Genomic DNA, 16,952 nt, shown 5'->3' with positions numbered 1-16,952 from the left:
CTTAAGCAGCAGTTACGTGCGCCAGTTCATCTAATTTCACTTTCAGAATAGGATTCTGAGCATCTTTATTCGCTGCAGCAGCAGCCAGGTAGGCGGATTTAGCCTTGGCCAGCTCGCCTGAACTCCAAAATACATCGCCAATAAGCTCTTGCTGTTGCGCTTTAAACGCTTCGGGAACAGCTAAAGCCAGAGTAGCCAGAGCGGCTGTGTAGTCTTTTTGTTCGTTTTGCACCCGGGCTAAACGTAGTTGTGCCAGAGCTTTGATTTCTGGTTGTGTTGCGTTAGTAGCAACCCAGCTCAGTTGTTTTGCCGCAGTTGCATAATCTTCTTTGGCGACAGCGTCTTTAGCAGCCACAAAAGCGGCCAGCAGAGCATAAGAAGAGTCGCTATTATCATCGACAAAGGTTTGAAACTGAGCCAGCAACTCAGGACTGTCTGATGCTTTTTGCTGTTGTTCCAGTAACTCTGTATAAGCACTGGACGCCGCCATTGTACTTTCCAGTTGCTGGTCCTGAATATAACGCCAACCGTATAAACCACCTAAACCTAAAACAACACCAGCGATAATAGCGGTGCCGTTTTCTTTCCAAAAGCGTTTAATGGCTTCAACTTGTTGTTCTTCGCTGTTGTAAATTTCCATCTTCGATCCCTTTAAATCAGCTGCTTCAGAAATAGCAGCTCAATTCAGTCAATTTCATACGTTGCTAAGATAGCTGCTTAATTCCGTCAATTTTATATTTTGTTGCGGTTTTTCTTCTCTGAGCCATTTGAGCGTTATCTCGCCAAGATTCAATTCAGTTTCACCCAACAATAGTCCAAGGCGGGCACCAGACTTATCTGCTTTTTTAAGCTGTTTCTTTAAATTACCACCACCAGAGTGCGTCATCAAACGCAGGTCCGGTAACTCATTACGCAGGGCTTCGGCAATAGAAACTGCGGCAAGTTCCGCGCTCTCACCTAAGGCCATCAGATAAATATCAGTTTGAGCCTGCACTTGTGGCAATAAGTCTAAGGTTTGCAGCAATAATACCAGCCGTTCCATCCCTAAGGCAAAACCAACGGCTGGAGTTGCTTTACCACCCAGCTGTTCCACTAAACCATCGTAGCGACCACCGGCACAGACTGTGCCTTGTGAACCTAAGCTGCTGGTCACCCATTCGAATACAGTTTTGTTGTAGTAATCCAGGCCACGCACTAAACGCGGGTTGATAACAAACTCTACGCCTGCGGCTTTTAAACGTTTTTGCAGGCCATCAAAATCAACTTTGGATTCTTCATCTAAGTAGTCTAATAACTGAGGTGCTTTACCAAGCATCTCTTGCATCACTGGATTTTTGCTATCCAGTACCCGCAGTGGATTACTGTACATACGGCGTAAGCTGTCTTCGTCCAACAGGTCTTTATGTTGCTCTAAATAAGCCACTAACGCAGCGCGGTAATCAGCACGGGCCTGATTCGAGCCTAAAGAGTTCAGCTCCAGAGTGACATGAGCAGATAATCCTAAGCTTTTCCATAAACGGGCACTGAGCAAAATCACTTCGGCATCAATGTCAGGGCCGGCCATACCAAAGGCTTCTAATCCAAATTGGTGGAACTGGCGGTAGCGGCCTTTTTGCGGACGCTCGTGGCGGAACATAGGGCCCATATACCAAAGGCGCTGCTCCTGGTTGTACAGCAAACCATTCTGATTGGCTGCACGCACACAAACCGCTGTGCCCTCTGGGCGCAAGGTCAGACTATCACCGTTGCGATCAGCAAAGGTGTACATTTCTTTTTCAACGATGTCGGTCACTTCGCCGATAGAACGCTTAAAGAGTTCGGTCATTTCCACTATAGGAAAACGAATTTCTTCATAGCCATAGTTGCGTACTGTTTTACGTAAAATCTGTTCCACATACTGCCATGCCGGAGTATCAACGGGTAAGCAGTCGTTCATGCCACGAATGGCCTGGATATCTTTAGACACGGGTTTTATCTCTTTATCCTAAGCGGATGAGGCAGAAAATCTGCTCAATCCAGCTGTTTAATTTCAATCAGTCGTTTTTGCTCTGCCAGATACAAGCGGATTTGAGCTTCCAGTTGCTCTGCCACACTGTTGTTATCAATGCGTAATTTCTGGCGCTGGCCTTTGAGGTAAAAACCGCTCATCCGGTTGGCTCCAGCTACGCCTAAATCAGAGATCAGCGCTTCGCCTGGGCCATTGACGACACAACCAATCACAGACACAGTGACTGGGTCGATCACATCTTCCAGTCGTTGTTCCAGCTCATTCATAGTTTTGATCACATCAAATTCCTGGCGGGAACAACTTGGACAGGCAATAAAGTTAACGCCGCGGGAACGAATGCGCAGTGATTTTAAAATATCAAAACCCACTTTCACTTCTTCCACCGGATCGGCCGCCAGTGAAATACGTAAGGTATCGCCTATGCCTTCAGACAACAGCATGCCAAGACCTATAGCAGATTTGACTGAACCTGCACGAGCACCACCTGCCTCGGTAATACCCAAATGCAAAGGTTGCTTAATTTGTTTCGCCAGTAAGCGGTAAGCGCCGACAGCCAAAAAAACGTCGGATGCTTTGACGCTGACTTTAAACTGGTCGAAGTTCAGTCGGTCCAGAATTTCGACATGACGCATGGCTGATTCCACAAGCGCTTCTGGCGTAGGTTCGCCATACTTTTCCTGTAAATCAGCTTCCAGCGAACCGCCATTGACACCAATACGAATGGGAATATTTTTATCGCGCGCCGCTTCAACCACAGAGCGAATACGGTCTTCACGACCTATATTGCCAGGGTTAATCCGCAAACAGTCCACACCGTACTCTGCCACTTTCAAAGCGATACGGTAATCAAAATGAATATCAGCGACCAAAGGAATAGGAGATTGCTGCTTAATCAGCTTAAAGGCTTCTGCCGCCTCCATAGTTGGCACTGAGACCCGCACTAAATCAGCGCCTGCTTTGGCAATAGCCTGAATTTGCGCTACTGTAGCCGCGACATCTGTGGTCTTAGTATTAGTCATCGACTGCACAGCAATAGGGGCATCACCACCTATCAGTACATTTCCCACCTTGATTTGCGTGGATTGACGTCTTTTAATAGGATTCTCTGCGTAACTCATCAGTTTTGTCCAAGGGTTAACCGGGCGACCCGACCTGTTGGATAACCTGACAGATCGATGGCTTCGCCATTAAAGCTAAGAGTGGCTGCTGCTGCATTGCCTAATAAAACTTTGACTGGTGCCATACCGCGCACATTTAGCTCTTCACCAGCTTGCCTGCTGCCAAATACCAAACGTTTGCCAGTCGCATCCACTACATCGACCCAACATTCTGCTGTCAAAGACAGCTTGATGTTAGCATTGGCTGATACATCTGCTGTAGGGAGAGTTTGAGATTCTGAAGTAACAGAAGCTGGCGTTTCCTCAACCGAAACCTCTGGAGTACTGGCTTCAGAAACAGAAGTATTAGCTTCAGATGCTAAATTTTGAGGCATAGAACTACTATCAGCAACAGGATCTGCGGTTGGCTCTTTTACCTGCAGCACAGGCGCATCCACAGTAAGACTGAGTTGTGGCTCAGTACTTAACGCAGCTGTCTCTGCCGGTGTCGTCGAGCTATCCAGTTGATTGACTGGTATTGGATTTTGTACCTGCTGGCTTTGCTCAAAAATCTCGCTTTGGGTTGGCTGCGATTCTTCGCTAGCCAGCATAGTTTCGTCTGTTTGAGCCATAGGCAAAACGCTACCGGAAGCTGAGCTACCAAAACGATTTTGCCAAAAACCTAAGACTAACAGCACCACAAAGACCGCAATGACAAAATAAGTCACCCAGATAAAACGATTCTCTGTCGCTTCTTTCGCGGTACGTTTTGAAAAGCTGCGGGTTAAACTAGGAACCTGATGTAAGCCTTTAGAGTTATTGCTGTAGGCATCAAGCACCTGTTGAGCTGGTATTTTCAGCACCTTGGCATAAGAGCGTAAATAACCACGCACAAAAGTTGAAGACAGCTTTGCATCAACTTGATCCTGTTCAAGATCGTCAATCAGACCTTTACTTAAATTCAGTTGCTGTGCAACTTGCGCTGTCGTCAGCTTTTGGTGCTCTCTGGCCTGACGCAATATCTGTCCAGCGCTAAGAGGTGTTACTACGCTGCTGGGCGGCGTTAATTCAGTCGTCATAATTCTAATTGTGCCGGATCTTTTAAGTAGATAAATTGCCCAACCCGAATCGGGCTTTGCTCAGATAAATTGTTCCATTGCAGCAGGTTGGCTAATTTCACCCTGTAACGCATCGAAATCCGTACTAAAGTATCTCCATACTGAATCTGATAACGTTCTGGCACTTCAATTTGCGCTTCAATCTGCCCGGGTGCCTGCTGTCCAATCCACAGCAGCTGCCCCTTAACAAGAGACTGATTAACACGCAAAGAGTTCCAGCTGATTATGTCGCTAATAGTAACACTGTAACGCTCTGCTATGCCATACAAGGTTTCATCTTGTTGCACTTGATGTTGTCTGACTTGGGGTTCCGTCACTACAACTGATTTTGGGCTTTGCACACCCGGCTGAGACAGGCTGTTGGTTGCAGCCGTTTTACGGGTTATTTTAATTTTAGGCTCGCCCCTGAGCTCCTTGGCTTGACGTGGGCTTTGCTGCTGTAATTTAGCTGTGTAGTGTTTTCGTAACAGGCTGAACTCAGACTCTGCTAGTTTTCTCTGAGTTAATAATAAAGTTTCCTTGCTCTGCGGATAGGTCGTCTGCAGCAGCAGCTCTGCAGCTTGCATCTGGCTATAGTCTTGTTGTTCTTGTGCAATGAGGTAACGCAGCAATGCAGAACGTGGCGAAATCTGGGACGCACTTTGCATTCTATCAAGAAGCACCAAAGCAGCGGGCAAATCGGCCATCGCATAATTGACCGAAGCTAAGTTAAACAAAGCGCTGGGTCTGCTGGCATTGTGTCTGAGGGATAGGTTCAGATAGGACTTGGCCTGAACAAAATCTTTTTGTTCCAGCCGGCACAGGGCGATGTTTTCATAGCTGTCTGCAGCACGAATATAACCAGGACGGCTGATCGCCTGTAGCAGGAGCTTTTCAGCCTGAAGGTATTTACCACGCTGACATAAAAAAGCACCATAGTTGTTATAAGAGTCTGGGTTGTCTGGCTCAAGAGCTATGGCTTTTTGGTAGGAACTTTCAGCCGCAGCAAATTCAGCCACCTGCTGATAATAATAAGCCATGGCGTTATGCACTTCTGCCAGTTGAGGCGCTAAGCTTTTGGCTTTTTCCAGATTAAACTTAGCCTGGGCATTATCCCCCCTTTGCAGGTAGTTAATGCCAAGCGCAATACGGGTTCGGGCCGCTTCTTTTTGCTCTGTTTTGGGACGAATTTGCCGGTCACTGCCCACTACTGTGGTTTCAGTGACACAAGCGACCAACTGTAAACTGAAAACAACACAAGCAATTAGCCTGAGTTTTTGCATGACAATGCCAGTTGAATGGGATTTACACCATTTTTACTGAAATTTCCTGACCTTTCATCTGTTTTTTTTCTACACGTTTGGTACGGTCTATTACATCCCCTACTAACTGACCACAAGCAGCGTCAATATCATCGCCGCGGGTCTTGCGCACCATCACTGTATAACCATGTTCCTGCAGCACTTTGTTAAAGCGATCGATACGGGAATTGCTGGAACGTTTGTAGGGTGAACCCGGGTATGGGTTAAACGGGATCAGGTTCACTTTTGACGGCGTGCCTTTAAGAGCATGTGCCAACTCATGGGCTTGCTCCATACTGTCGTTAACCCCGTCCAGCATCACGTATTCGACTGTGACTTTATCGTTGGCACGTGAATCTGTGACATAACGCTTCGCCGCAGCCAGAAATTCTTCCATGGGGTATTTTTTATTGACTGGCACTAACTCATCACGCAGCGTGTTATTCGGCGCATGTAAAGAAATAGCCAAAGCCACGTCGATACGTTCTTTCAGCATATCTAAAGCAGGTACTACACCTGAAGTACTTAAAGTCACACGGCGTTTGGATAAACCAAAACCAAAGTCTTCCAGCATCAGCTCCATGGCTGGCACTACGTTGTTCAGATTCAGCAAAGGTTCGCCCATGCCCATCATCACCACGTTGGTGACTGGTTTTTCGCCTGTATCGCCGTAGCTGCCAATGATCTGCGCCACACGCCAGACCTGACCAATAATTTCAGATACTTTTAAATTGCGGTTAAAACCCTGCTGAGCTGTGGAGCAAAAGGTACATTCTAAAGCGCAGCCAACTTGTGAAGACACACATAAAGTACGACGATCTTTTTCCGGGATCCAGACAGTTTCAACTTCCTGACCACCCGACAAACCCATGACAAACTTGATAGTGCCATCGGCGCTGTCCTGACGCGTCACCACCACTGGCGCTGCAATCACGGCTTTTTCTTTTAATTTGTCACGCAACTTTTTGTTGATATTGGTCATTTTGTCAAAGTCGTCGATGCAGAAATGGTAAATCCATTTCATCACCTGATCGGCTCTGAAGCCTGCTTCACCAATAGAGACAAAAAACTCCTTCATCTGGGTACGGGTCAGATCAAGCAGATTGACTTTGTTTTCTGTTTGGCTCATTTAGGCATTTCCTCACAACATAGATAGATAAAAAATAGGACAGTTTAAATAGATAGAAAGGGAGCTAAGCTCCCTTTTATCGAATCGTCCCTTTACACTTTTTTAAACCTAAGTAATTGGAGTTGCAGCTGCGCTGCCGCTTCAAGAACGACGGTTTAAATAAATTAACGAGTACGGGCGCACAGTTCTGCTTCAGTAAAGAAGAACGCGATTTCACGGGCAGCAGAAGCAGCAGCGTCTGAACCGTGAACAGCGTTTTCGTCGATGCTGGCAGCGTAGTCAGCACGTAAAGTACCGGCAGCAGCATCTTTAGGGTTAGTAGCACCCATGATTTCACGGTTTTTACGCACGGCATCTTCGCCTTCTAACACCTGAACCATTACTGGGCCAGAAGTCATGAAAGAAACTAAAGCGTTGAAAAATGGACGCTCTTTGTGCTCGCCGTAGAAGCCTTCAGCTTGTTCCTGGCTTAAGTGCAACATTTTAGCTGCTACGATGCGCAAACCTGCAGACTCAAAACGGTGGTAGATAGCGCCGATATGGTTCTTTGCTACTGCATCTGGTTTCACGATTGAAAAAGTACGTTCTAAAGCCATGACAGACTCCTGTAATCAAAAGGGTGAATAAATTTTTAAGGCCGCGAATTATACGCTAAGCAAAATAAAAAGCCTATTTTTATGTAAATACAAGTCTGAAAGCCGACACAGTCCCAGAACCTTGGTGCGGCTATAACCATGCAACAGCAGGCTTAATGCCCTTCACTGACCATATTGACTGTGTACTTAGGAATTTCAACCACTAAGTCTTCATCCGCGATACGGGCCTGACAACCTAAGCGAGAGTCTGGCTCTAAGCCCCAGGCTTTATCCAGCATATCGTCTTCCAGCTCATCACTTGGATTCAGCGAGCGGAAGCCTTCCCGCACTATGACGTGGCAGGTGGTGCAAGCACAGGATTTTTCGCAGGCATGCTCAATAGAAATACCACAACGAAGTGCAACATCAAGCACAGTTTCGCCTGTTTTAGCTTCAACTGCGACACCTTCAGGGCACAACTCTGCGTGGGGTAAAAAGATGATTTGTGGCATATCAGACCTCGTCGACCTTATGACCCTGCAGGGCACTTCGAATGGAAATATCCATACGGCGTGCTGCAAACTCATCCGTTATATGATTGGTATGTTCAATAGCGGCTTTAATAGCTGCAGTGTCTTCGCCTCGTTTCACTGTATCAAGTGCGGCAAGGGCTTGTTCTACATTTAACTTTTCTTCTGGGCTCAGTAGCGAGGCATCAGCATGCAAAGCCGCAGTCACAGCTTCCAGTACACGCTCAGCTTCCACCTGTTGCTCTTTTAACAAGCGCTGCTGCATGTCCTGTTTGGCATACAACATAGAGCTTTGGATCATAGTTGCGACCTGATCGTCACTTAAACCGTAAGAAGGTTTCACCTGAATACTGGCGCTGACCCCAGTCGACTTTTCCTGTGCTGTGACGCTTAATAAACCGTCAGCATCGACCTGAAAAGTAACACGGATATGTGCGCCACCAGCGGCCATAGCCGGGATATTGGTCAGATTAAAACGCGCCAAAGAACGACAGGCATCGACCAGTTCACGTTCGCCTTGCAACACATGAATAGCCATAGCGGTCTGACCATCTTTAAAGGTGGTAAATTCCTGAGCGCGGGCAACAGGAATAACAGTATTACGTGGAATGATTTTTTCCACTAAACCGCCCATGGTCTCTAAACCTAAAGACAAAGGGATCACATCCAAAAGCAAAGTGTCGTGATCTGATTTATTACCGACCAGCACGTTGGCCTGAATAGCAGCACCTATGGCTACTACTTTATCCGGGTCTATCGAAGTTAAAGGCTCTGCGGCAAAAAACTCCGCCACAGCGCTTCGTACTAATGGTACGCGGGTAGAACCACCGACCAACACCACTTGTTGAATTTCTTCGGTGTCTAAACCGGCATCACGCAGCACTTGTTTACAGGCTCGGATGGTCTTGCGTACTAAAGGCTGAATTAATGCATCAAAATCGGCACGACTGATTTGGCCTTTAAATTCACCGGAAGCTAAAGGCAGGACAAAATCCAACTGCTCTGTGGCACTTAAGTTTTCTTTAATTTGACGGGCAGTCACCAGATACTGGCGCAGCTCTGAATGCGAAAGTGTGCTTTGACCTGTTTGCTGTTGTAACCAGTTGACTAAAGCATGGTCAAAATCATCACCACCTAAAGCCGAGTCGCCGCCAGTCGCCAATACTTCAAACACACCACGCTTGAGGCGCAGGATTGAGATATCAAAAGTACCACCACCCAAGTCATAAACAGCAACCACACCTTCCTGACCTGAATCCAGACCATAAGCTAAAGCGGCAGCTGTAGGTTCGTTTAATAAACGTAATACATTTAAACCTGCCAGCTTAGCTGCATCTTTGGTTGCCTGACGTTGCGAGTCATCAAAATAAGCAGGCACGGTAATGACCACACCTGTCAGCTCGCCACCTAAGGTCTGGCTTGCGGTATCGGCTAAAGTCGCCAGAATTTCAGCTGAGACTTCAACCGGATTCTTGATACCCTGAATGGTATTAATGGCCACTAAACCAGATTGATCAACCAGCTCGTAAGGAATATGTTCTGCATCGGCGTTGATTTCAGCAAAACCACGGCCCATCAGACGTTTCACTGAAACTATGGTGTTGTGTGGATCCAGCACAGCATCAGCTGCAGCAGCATGACCGACTATGACGTTATCCGCGGTGTACCGCACCACAGAAGGCAGCATATCCTGACCTGCTGAATTAGACAGAGTTTTGGCTTCGCCACTGCGGACAGTGGCAACCAGCGAATTGGTGGTACCGAGATCAATACCTGCGGCTAACTTGTGCTGATGTGGAGCCGCGCTTTGACCGGGCTCTGCAATTTGTAATAACGCCATGCTGCTCTTTAGTCTTGTGTTTGTTCAATCAGCTCCAGCTCTTGCTGCAGCTTAAAGAAAAATTTGAGTTTGCGGATTATATCAGCCGCCTGATGATCGTGCTCAGGGTTGTTGGCGTCCAGTGCCGATTGCAACTGTCGTAATAAGGCTTTTTTCTGTTGCTGAATTTGCTGGTCAGCTTCATCAATTAACGCATCAGGATCCGCTGCATCGCTAATCTCTGCCAGCAACTCACGTAATTCCATTTGCTGCATTAAAAAAGCAGGTTCCATGAAACTGCGCTGCTCATTACTGATTTTTAAACCCCGTAACGCCAGTAAATGTTCAGCACGTAATAACGGCTGTTTTAAGCTGTGATACGCATCGTTGATATTGGCAGCCTGTTGCACCGCCATCAGCTTATCGCGCTCAGACCCTGCGGCATGTTTATCCGGGTGAAACTGACGCTGCAGCTCCAGATAACGGGTGCCTAATTCAGTCAAATCCAGCTCAAACTGAGCTGGCAGATGAAAAAGCTGAAAGTAATTCATCTGCGCCCTTAGTTAAACGGTGAAGCTTTCGCCACAACCACATTCGCCATTGACGTTGGGGTTGTTAAACTGGAACCCTTCGTTTAAACCTTCTTTGACAAAATCAAGCTGAGTGCCGTCTATATAAACCAGACTTTTACCGTCAACGATGAGTTTCAAATCGTTTTGTTCAAACACTTGATCGTCATCGTTTAACTCGTCAACAAACTCCAGCACGTACGCCAGTCCTGAGCAACCTGTGGTTTTTACACCCACACGCAAGCCAAGGCCTTTGCCTCTATTAGCGAGGAAGCTTCTGACGCGATCCGCTGCCGCTGGTGTCATTGAAATAGCCATAACTTAGTTCCCGTGACGTTGTTTGTAATCAGCAATGGCTGCTTTGATTGCATCTTCCGCCAGAATAGAACAGTGGATTTTTACCGGTGGTAAAGCCAGTTCCTGCGCAATATCGGTGTTTTTGATTAAAGCCGCTTCGTCTATGCTTTTGCCTTTCACCCATTCTGTCACTAAGGAGCTGGATGCAATAGCGCTGCCGCAGCCATAGGTCTTGAATTTGGCATCTTCAATGATGCCTTGGTCGTTAATTTTTAACTGTAACTTCATCACGTCACCGCAAGCCGGTGCGCCAACCATACCTGTAGCTATAGTTGGGTCGTCTTTAGCGAAAGAACCGACGTTACGCGGGTTTTCATAATGGTCTATGACTTTAGTACTGTATGCCATGATTCTAAGTCCCTAATTTGATTAATAACTTAGTGTGCAACCCAGGCTACGCTGCCTAAATCCACGCCGTCTTTGTACATTTCCCACAGAGGTGACATGTCGCGTAATTTACCAATGGCGTCATGCACAATCTTAATGGTGTGATCAATTTGCTCTTCCGTGGTGTAACGGCCGATGCTGAAACGAATAGAACTATGTGCCAACTCGTCGGTTAAACCTAAAGCACGTAATACGTACGAAGGTTCGAGACTGGCTGAAGTACAAGCTGAACCTGAAGATACGGCGATGTCTTTTAGCGCCATAATCAGCGACTCACCTTCGACATAGTTAAAGCTGACGTTGGTAATACCTGGTACACGTTGCACAGCGTCACCATTTAAAAACACCTGTTCGATGTCTTTAATACCGTCTAATAAACGGTCACGTAACACAGCAACACGTTCACGTTCAGCGTGCATTTCTTCTTTAGCAATACGGAAAGCTTCACCCATGGCCACAATCTGGTGCGTAGCTAAAGTGCCTGAGCGCATACCACGCTCATGACCACCACCGTGCGTCTGAGCTTCTAAACGAATACGTGGCTTACGACGAACATACAAAGCGCCAATACCTTTTGGACCATAAGTTTTGTGGCCTGAGAACGACATCAGATCTACTTTTAAGGTCTCTAAATCAATATCCACTTTGCCTGTCGCCTGAGCTGCATCGACATGGAAGATAATACCTTTGCTGCGGCACAGCTCGCCAATAGCAGCGATGTCCTGAATCACACCAATTTCATTGTTAACGAACATGATGCTGATTAACGTGGTATCAGGGCGGATCGCAGCAGTTAACTTGTCTAAGTCGACTAAACCACTGGCTTCTACATCCAGATAAGTCACTTCAAAACCTTCACGTTCCAAAGCGCGCATGGCATCCAACACGGCTTTGTGTTCGGTTTTGACTGTGATCAGATGTTTACCTTTCCTGTGATAAAACTGCGCTGCGCCTTTGATAGCCAAATTGTTTGATTCAGTTGCGCCCGAGGTGAAAACAATTTCACGAGGATCAGCGTTCACCAGTTCGGCAATTTGCGCACGGGCGATTTCTACCGCTTCTTCTGACTGCCAGCCGAATTTGTGCGAACGTGACGCAGGATTACCAAAACAACCATCCATAGTCAGAAATTGCATCAATTTTTCGGCCACCCGCGGATCGACCGGGGTTGTGGCTGCATAGTCTAAATAAATAGGTAGCTTCATTTTTTTGCTCCGGCTTTTGCCTACAACTGGCAACTGACTTCGATTTCAGTTGCTGGATTTTTTAACACACGGCCATCTTGCCGTTTCGCCACTTGTTTCACTTCATTTTGGCGAACCAGCTCACCTAAAGTGATACCGGTGAGGAAGTCTTCGATGCGATCACTTAAGTCTGTCCACAAAGTGTGGGTTAAACATTTAGCTCCGCTATGACAATCAGATTTACCCTGACAGCGTGTGGCATCTACGGACTCGTCGACCGCACTGATCACAGCAGACACAGATATTTGCATCGGGTCCTGGCCCAACTGGTAACCACCACCCGGACCACGCACACTGCTGACCAGGCCTTGTTTGCGTAAACGGGCAAACAGCTGTTCAAGATAAGACAGGGAAATACCCTGACGCTCAGAGATATCCGCCAATGACACAGGGCCAGACTCGGCATGTAATGCAACATCCAGCATAGCGGTTACAGCGTAACGGCCTTTTGAAGTTAAACGCATAACGGACTCCCTAAACGAATGGCGCAAATTGTACATTCTTGACTGTTTTAGTCAAGTATTAATCCTACTGTTTTAGTCAGGTATTATCCGTTTAGGTTCAACTATTTTTCCGATGAAGGACTAGTCCCGGCTAAATAGTCGGGTCAAATGCATCCACAGCTTTCTTGCGTTGTTCGGCGGCTTCGCGCTCGGCTTGAATAAAAGTCTCATCTTCAATAGTGATTTCCGGCACTATAGCGCAGACATTGCCGCCAAGCTTGTTGACACTTTGGCACAGCTCCGTCACTTTGTTATCCAGGAAATGCATATGATCCAGCATCCTTCCCATAGCATTTGCTACAGGGTCAGGATTATCACTAGAGACGGCATAGGCATCAAAACCAAACTTTTTCGCCATTTGTTGGCGCTGCTCAGTCAGAGCCATATCCTGTTTAGCAACAATACGACCGGGAATACCCACCACAGTCGCGCCTGGGGGTACATCTTTTACCACCACAGCATTGGAACCAATACGGGCAGATTCACCGACATATAAAGGCCCCAATACTTTGGCACCTGCGCCTATCACTACGCCATTGCCTAAAGTTGGGTGGCGTTTGCCTGGGTTCCAACTGGTACCACCTAAAGTCACGCCATGATACAAAGTGACGTCGTCACCTATTTCTGCGGTTTCACCTATCACCACACCCATGCCATGGTCGATAAAAAAACGACGGCCAATTTTAGCACCAGGGTGAATTTCGACCCCTGTTAACCATCGCGCTATGGTGCTTAAAAAACGCGCCAGCCATTTCCAATCGGCTTTCCATAATCTGTGATTCATTCTGTGCCACCAGATGGCATGTAAACCAGGATAGTTAGTCAGTACTTCAAAAGCACTGCGCGCCGCCGGGTCCCGCTCGAACACACTTTTAATGTCTTCTTTGATACCTGCAAACATCTTCCACATCCTATTGCTTGGTGGTGCGTTGAATAGAGGCCAAAATGCCACGCAAAATATTCAGTTCCTGATCATCAGGTCTGGAACGGGCAAATAAACGGCGTAAACGCGCCATCACAATGCCCGGATGCTGTTTGATAATAAAACCAGTGTCGCTCAGGGTTTGCTCCAAATGGACATAAAACTTCTCCATCTGGTCTATTTCCGGGTAAACAGTTAAATCCGCTTCCGGAGCTTTATCCTGCTGCGCTAAAAAGGCCACCCGGACTTCATAAGTAATAATCTGCACAGCCATAGCTAAATTTAAAGAGCTGTATTCAGGATTGGCCGGAATACAGACGTGGTAATTACACATTTGCAGCTCTTCATTGGTCAGGCCATTGTTCTCACGGCCAAACACCAGGGCTACAGGTTTTTGCGTCGCTTCCAGCACAGCTTTTTCGCCACATTCACGCGGTTCCAGCATAGGCCAGGATAAAGTACGGGAACGGGCACTGCTGCCAACCACTAGACCACAGTCGGCAATAGCCTGCTCTAAGGTATCTACCACTTGCGCATTTGCCAGAATATCACTGGCGCCTGCAGATAAGGCATACGCCTGACCGTCCGGTAATTCTTTTGGTGACACCAGCACCAGCTTGCTCAGACCCATAGTTTTCATAGCGCGGGCAACTGAACCTATGTTTCCGGTATGAGAGGTACCCACTAACACTATTCGGATTTGCTCTAACATGCCCGCTCCAGCCTATACTTATATGGAAAGCCTGTTACTGTTCTGCAGCAATCTTCAGCACAGCAGCAAGCTTAAAAATTCAAGGGGCGGCATTTTATCACAGCATATAATTTTTGTTGATTGAAATTTAGCAGTCCAGCCATCTGAAATTAGATGCGTTAGTAACTTATTTTATAGCCAAAGTAATTGGAGTTGCACAGAGGCGACAAACCCCAGGAGCATAGTTCACCTATATGCAATTGAATTGAGGCGAGAACTAGCAAGTCATGTCTGACCGATGTTCTCGGAATTACTGGGGCGAAAGCACGCTGGCAACAAAGCGGAAGCTTCAAGAATGAAGGCTTTACATCCCACAAATATCACCGCTGGTGATTTCTGACTGCAAAAGCCTTTGTGCTTTGCTACACTAGCGCCGGTTTTTAACTCAGAAGGATCGTGTTATGAAGGCGTTATCGCAGTTCGTTTTAGCATCCAGTTTAGTGCTTAGCCAGTTTTCTTTTGCAAATACTGATATCACAGCTTTACAGCAGGCGGTGCAGAACCCGGCTCGCTCGGAAGCCAATAAAGCACGGGATCAATACAGAAACCCTGTTGAAACCTTACACTTTTTTGGGGTTACACCACAAAGTACTGTGGTAGAAATATCACCAGGTGGTGGTTGGTACACTGAAATTCTGGCGCCATTATTGGCCAAAGAAGGCAAATACTATGCAGCTCATTTCCCTGCCAACAGCACCTCAGAATACGCAACACGCAACCTGAAAGCTTTTAAAGGAAAGCTTGCCTCTAATGAAGCCTACAAAAACGTGGTTGTGACCGAATTCTCTCCTTTACCAGACCAGCAAATAGCTCCAGCCAACAGTGCAGATGTGGTACTAACCTTCCGCAACCTGCACAACTGGTATATGCAAAAAGGTGAACAAGGCACGATCGATGCTTTTAAGTCCTTTTACGCGGCTTTAAAGCCGGGTGGAGTGTTAGGCGTAGTAGAACACCGTTTACCTGAAGATAAAAAATCAGCTGACTGGTTAAAATCAGGCTATTTCCCACAAAGTTTAGCTATTGAGTTGGCGCAAAAAGCTGGTTTTGTCTTAGAACAGAGCAGTGACATCAATGCCAATCCAAAAGATACAGCAGATCACCCAGGTGGTGTCTGGACTTTGCCTCCTACTCTGTCACAAAAAGAGCAGGACAAAGACAAGTATCTGGCCATTGGTGAAAGTGACCGTATGACTCTGAAATTCCGCAAACCAGCAGCCAACTAGGCTGCTGTTTGTTTTAGTCACACTGATTTTTTAGTTTTTGATATTTTTTAGTTTTTGATTGGGGCGAGACTGACGATGAAAGTATTAGTAATAGGTGGTGGTGGTCGTGAACATGCTCTGGCATGGAAAGCAGCACAATCGGCTCATGTGACACAAGTCTTTGTAGCTCCGGGCAACGCAGGTACTGCGCTCGAAGCGAATCTGACCAACGTGGCTATTGCAGCAGACGATGTGCCAGCCCTGACCGCCTTTGCCAAAAGCGAAGGCATAGCTTTGACTATAGTGGGCCCTGAAGCACCACTGGCCAAAGGTGTGGTCGATACCTTCCGTCAGCAGGGTCTGGCTATTTTTGGCCCTACCCAAGCCTCTGCTCAACTCGAAAGCTCGAAAGCTTTTGCCAAAGATTTTTTAGCCCGTCATAAAATTCCAACGGCATCTTACGCCAACTTTACTGACATAGAACCTGCTAAAGCTTATGTCAGAGCCAATGGTACGCCGATAGTGATCAAGGCTGATGGTTTAGCTGCAGGCAAAGGCGTGATTATCGCTCAGACCGAAGCTGAAGCTTTTGCTGCCATTGACGATATGCTTGCTGGTAACAAGTTTGGCTCAGCTGGCAGCCGTGTGGTGATTGAAGAGTTTTTAACAGGTGAAGAAGCTTCGTTTATCGTAATGGTTGATGGTACTCATGCCTTAGCTTTTGCTTCATCTCAGGATCACAAAGCCCGTGATGACGGCGACAAAGGTCCAAATACCGGTGGTATGGGCGCTTATTCCCCTGCTCCAGTAGTAACACCAGCAGTACATGATTGGGTGATGCAAAACGTGATTTACCCAACAGTCAATGGGATGGCCTCTGAAGGCCATATCTACACAGGTTTCCTCTATGCAGGTTTGATGGTATCGCCTGATGGCACCTGTAAAGTGCTGGAATTTAACTGCCGTTTTGGTGACCCTGAAACTCAGCCTATTATGATGCGTTTACAGTCCGACTTAGTGGAGCTGTGTCAGGCTGCTGTGGAAGGTAAATTAGCCCAGCAAGAAATTAAATTCGACAGCCGTGCCGCTGTAGGTGTAGTGCTGGCCGCCGGTGGTTATCCGGATGATTACCGCAAAGGTGATGTGATTTCGGGTTTACCTACAGAAGACAGCCGTGAAGCCAAAGTATTCCACGCTGGCACAGTCTTAAAAGACGGTCAGGTACTGACGGCTGGTGGTCGTGTTTTGTGTGCTACTGCCTTAGGCGTGAATGTGACGGCGGCACAAAAAGCAGCCTACGAGCTAACCGATAAAGTGCAGTGGGACGGTGTTTTTAGTCGCAGAGATATAGGCTATCGTGCTATCGCCCGCGAAAAGAATTAAAGTGTATTAGTTTATGACTAAGGCGCCTTTATGGCGCCTTTTTATTCGCTGCCATCCATGGCGCTCACCCTCAGG

At 47.0% G+C, this 16,952-nt stretch carries 18 protein-coding genes; 2 read left to right on the top strand and 16 right to left on the bottom strand.

What is annotated here, in order from left to right:
• Window position 1 precedes the first annotated feature (1 nt).
• From EMM73_RS02115 to trmJ, 16 genes are all read right to left on the bottom strand, one after another.
• The gene (locus EMM73_RS02115) at window positions 2–640 is read right to left on the bottom strand and encodes a YfgM family protein (protein WP_127684809.1); all 639 of its coding nucleotides are present in this window, start codon (window positions 638–640) and stop codon (window positions 2–4) included.
• A 54-nt stretch (window positions 641–694) separates the two neighbouring features.
• On the bottom strand, window positions 695–1,966 hold the full coding sequence (gene hisS / locus EMM73_RS02110) for a histidine--tRNA ligase (RefSeq protein ID WP_127684808.1): 1,272 nt from the start codon (window positions 1,964–1,966) through the stop codon (window positions 695–697).
• Window positions 1,967–2,010: 44 nt separating this feature from the next.
• Window positions 2,011–3,126: a flavodoxin-dependent (E)-4-hydroxy-3-methylbut-2-enyl-diphosphate synthase gene (gene ispG / locus EMM73_RS02105; RefSeq protein WP_127684807.1), complete on the bottom strand. Its 1,116-nt coding sequence runs from the start codon at window positions 3,124–3,126 to the stop codon at window positions 2,011–2,013.
• A complete protein-coding gene (locus EMM73_RS02100) occupies window positions 3,126–4,184 on the bottom strand; it encodes a RodZ domain-containing protein (RefSeq protein ID WP_127684806.1) in 1,059 nt (352 codons plus the stop codon). The genes ispG and EMM73_RS02100 overlap by 1 nt, the downstream gene beginning before the upstream one ends.
• On the bottom strand, window positions 4,181–5,485 hold the full coding sequence (pilW, locus tag EMM73_RS02095; RefSeq protein WP_127684805.1) for a type IV pilus biogenesis/stability protein PilW: 1,305 nt from the start codon (window positions 5,483–5,485) through the stop codon (window positions 4,181–4,183). Before pilW ends, EMM73_RS02100 begins: the two co-directional genes overlap by 4 nt.
• Before the next feature lie 22 nt (window positions 5,486–5,507).
• Complete coding sequence (locus tag EMM73_RS02090) at window positions 5,508–6,632, bottom strand: bifunctional tRNA (adenosine(37)-C2)-methyltransferase TrmG/ribosomal RNA large subunit methyltransferase RlmN (protein ID WP_053424397.1); 1,125 nt, start codon at window positions 6,630–6,632, stop codon at window positions 5,508–5,510.
• 164 nt (window positions 6,633–6,796) lie between these two features.
• Complete coding sequence (gene ndk, locus EMM73_RS02085) at window positions 6,797–7,228, bottom strand: nucleoside-diphosphate kinase (protein WP_008900498.1); 432 nt, start codon at window positions 7,226–7,228, stop codon at window positions 6,797–6,799.
• A 152-nt stretch (window positions 7,229–7,380) separates the two neighbouring features.
• Window positions 7,381–7,719, bottom strand: a complete 339-nt coding sequence (gene fdx / locus EMM73_RS02080; protein ID WP_053424395.1) for an ISC system 2Fe-2S type ferredoxin — start codon at window positions 7,717–7,719, stop codon at window positions 7,381–7,383.
• A gap of 1 nt (window position 7,720) precedes the next feature.
• Window positions 7,721–9,577, bottom strand: a complete 1,857-nt coding sequence (gene hscA / locus EMM73_RS02075; RefSeq protein ID WP_127684804.1) for a Fe-S protein assembly chaperone HscA — start codon at window positions 9,575–9,577, stop codon at window positions 7,721–7,723.
• Window positions 9,578–9,585: 8 nt separating this feature from the next.
• Complete coding sequence (gene hscB / locus EMM73_RS02070) at window positions 9,586–10,107, bottom strand: co-chaperone HscB (protein ID WP_127025626.1); 522 nt, start codon at window positions 10,105–10,107, stop codon at window positions 9,586–9,588.
• 12 nt (window positions 10,108–10,119) lie between these two features.
• Window positions 10,120–10,443: an iron-sulfur cluster assembly protein IscA gene (gene iscA / locus EMM73_RS02065; protein WP_127025627.1), complete on the bottom strand. Its 324-nt coding sequence runs from the start codon at window positions 10,441–10,443 to the stop codon at window positions 10,120–10,122.
• A gap of 3 nt (window positions 10,444–10,446) precedes the next feature.
• Window positions 10,447–10,830 carry a Fe-S cluster assembly scaffold IscU gene (gene iscU, locus EMM73_RS02060; RefSeq protein WP_127025628.1) on the bottom strand — a complete coding sequence of 128 codons (384 nt, stop codon included), beginning with the start codon at window positions 10,828–10,830 and terminating at the stop codon, window positions 10,447–10,449.
• A gap of 29 nt (window positions 10,831–10,859) precedes the next feature.
• Window positions 10,860–12,074, bottom strand: a complete 1,215-nt coding sequence (locus EMM73_RS02055) for an IscS subfamily cysteine desulfurase (RefSeq protein ID WP_127684803.1) — start codon at window positions 12,072–12,074, stop codon at window positions 10,860–10,862.
• 20 nt (window positions 12,075–12,094) lie between these two features.
• Entirely contained in the window at window positions 12,095–12,577 is a 483-nt protein-coding gene (gene iscR, locus EMM73_RS02050) for a Fe-S cluster assembly transcriptional regulator IscR (protein ID WP_127684802.1), read from the bottom strand.
• Window positions 12,578–12,707: 130 nt separating this feature from the next.
• The gene (gene cysE, locus EMM73_RS02045) at window positions 12,708–13,517 is read right to left on the bottom strand and encodes a serine O-acetyltransferase (protein WP_127684801.1); all 810 of its coding nucleotides are present in this window, start codon (window positions 13,515–13,517) and stop codon (window positions 12,708–12,710) included.
• Between the two features lie 10 nt (window positions 13,518–13,527).
• Window positions 13,528–14,250 (bottom strand): tRNA (cytosine(32)/uridine(32)-2'-O)-methyltransferase TrmJ, encoded by a 723-nt coding sequence (trmJ, locus tag EMM73_RS02040; protein WP_127684800.1) that lies wholly within the window; start codon window positions 14,248–14,250, stop codon window positions 13,528–13,530.
• 440 nt (window positions 14,251–14,690) lie between these two features.
• Here trmJ and EMM73_RS02035 point away from each other — a divergent pair, with 440 nt between their 5' ends.
• Together EMM73_RS02035 and purD are read left to right on the top strand one after the other, a co-directional pair.
• Entirely contained in the window at window positions 14,691–15,515 is an 825-nt protein-coding gene (locus EMM73_RS02035; RefSeq protein WP_127684799.1) for a class I SAM-dependent methyltransferase, read from the top strand.
• A 75-nt stretch (window positions 15,516–15,590) separates the two neighbouring features.
• A complete protein-coding gene (gene purD, locus EMM73_RS02030) occupies window positions 15,591–16,877 on the top strand; it encodes a phosphoribosylamine--glycine ligase (RefSeq protein WP_127684798.1) in 1,287 nt (428 codons plus the stop codon).
• The last annotated feature ends 75 nt before the right edge of the window (window positions 16,878–16,952 follow it).

The organism is Rheinheimera sediminis (assembly GCF_004005375.1).
Taxonomy (GTDB): domain Bacteria; phylum Pseudomonadota; class Gammaproteobacteria; order Enterobacterales; family Alteromonadaceae; genus Pararheinheimera.
Note: the sequence above shows the minus strand (reverse complement) of the source record. Positions and strands in the feature narration are given on the sequence as shown.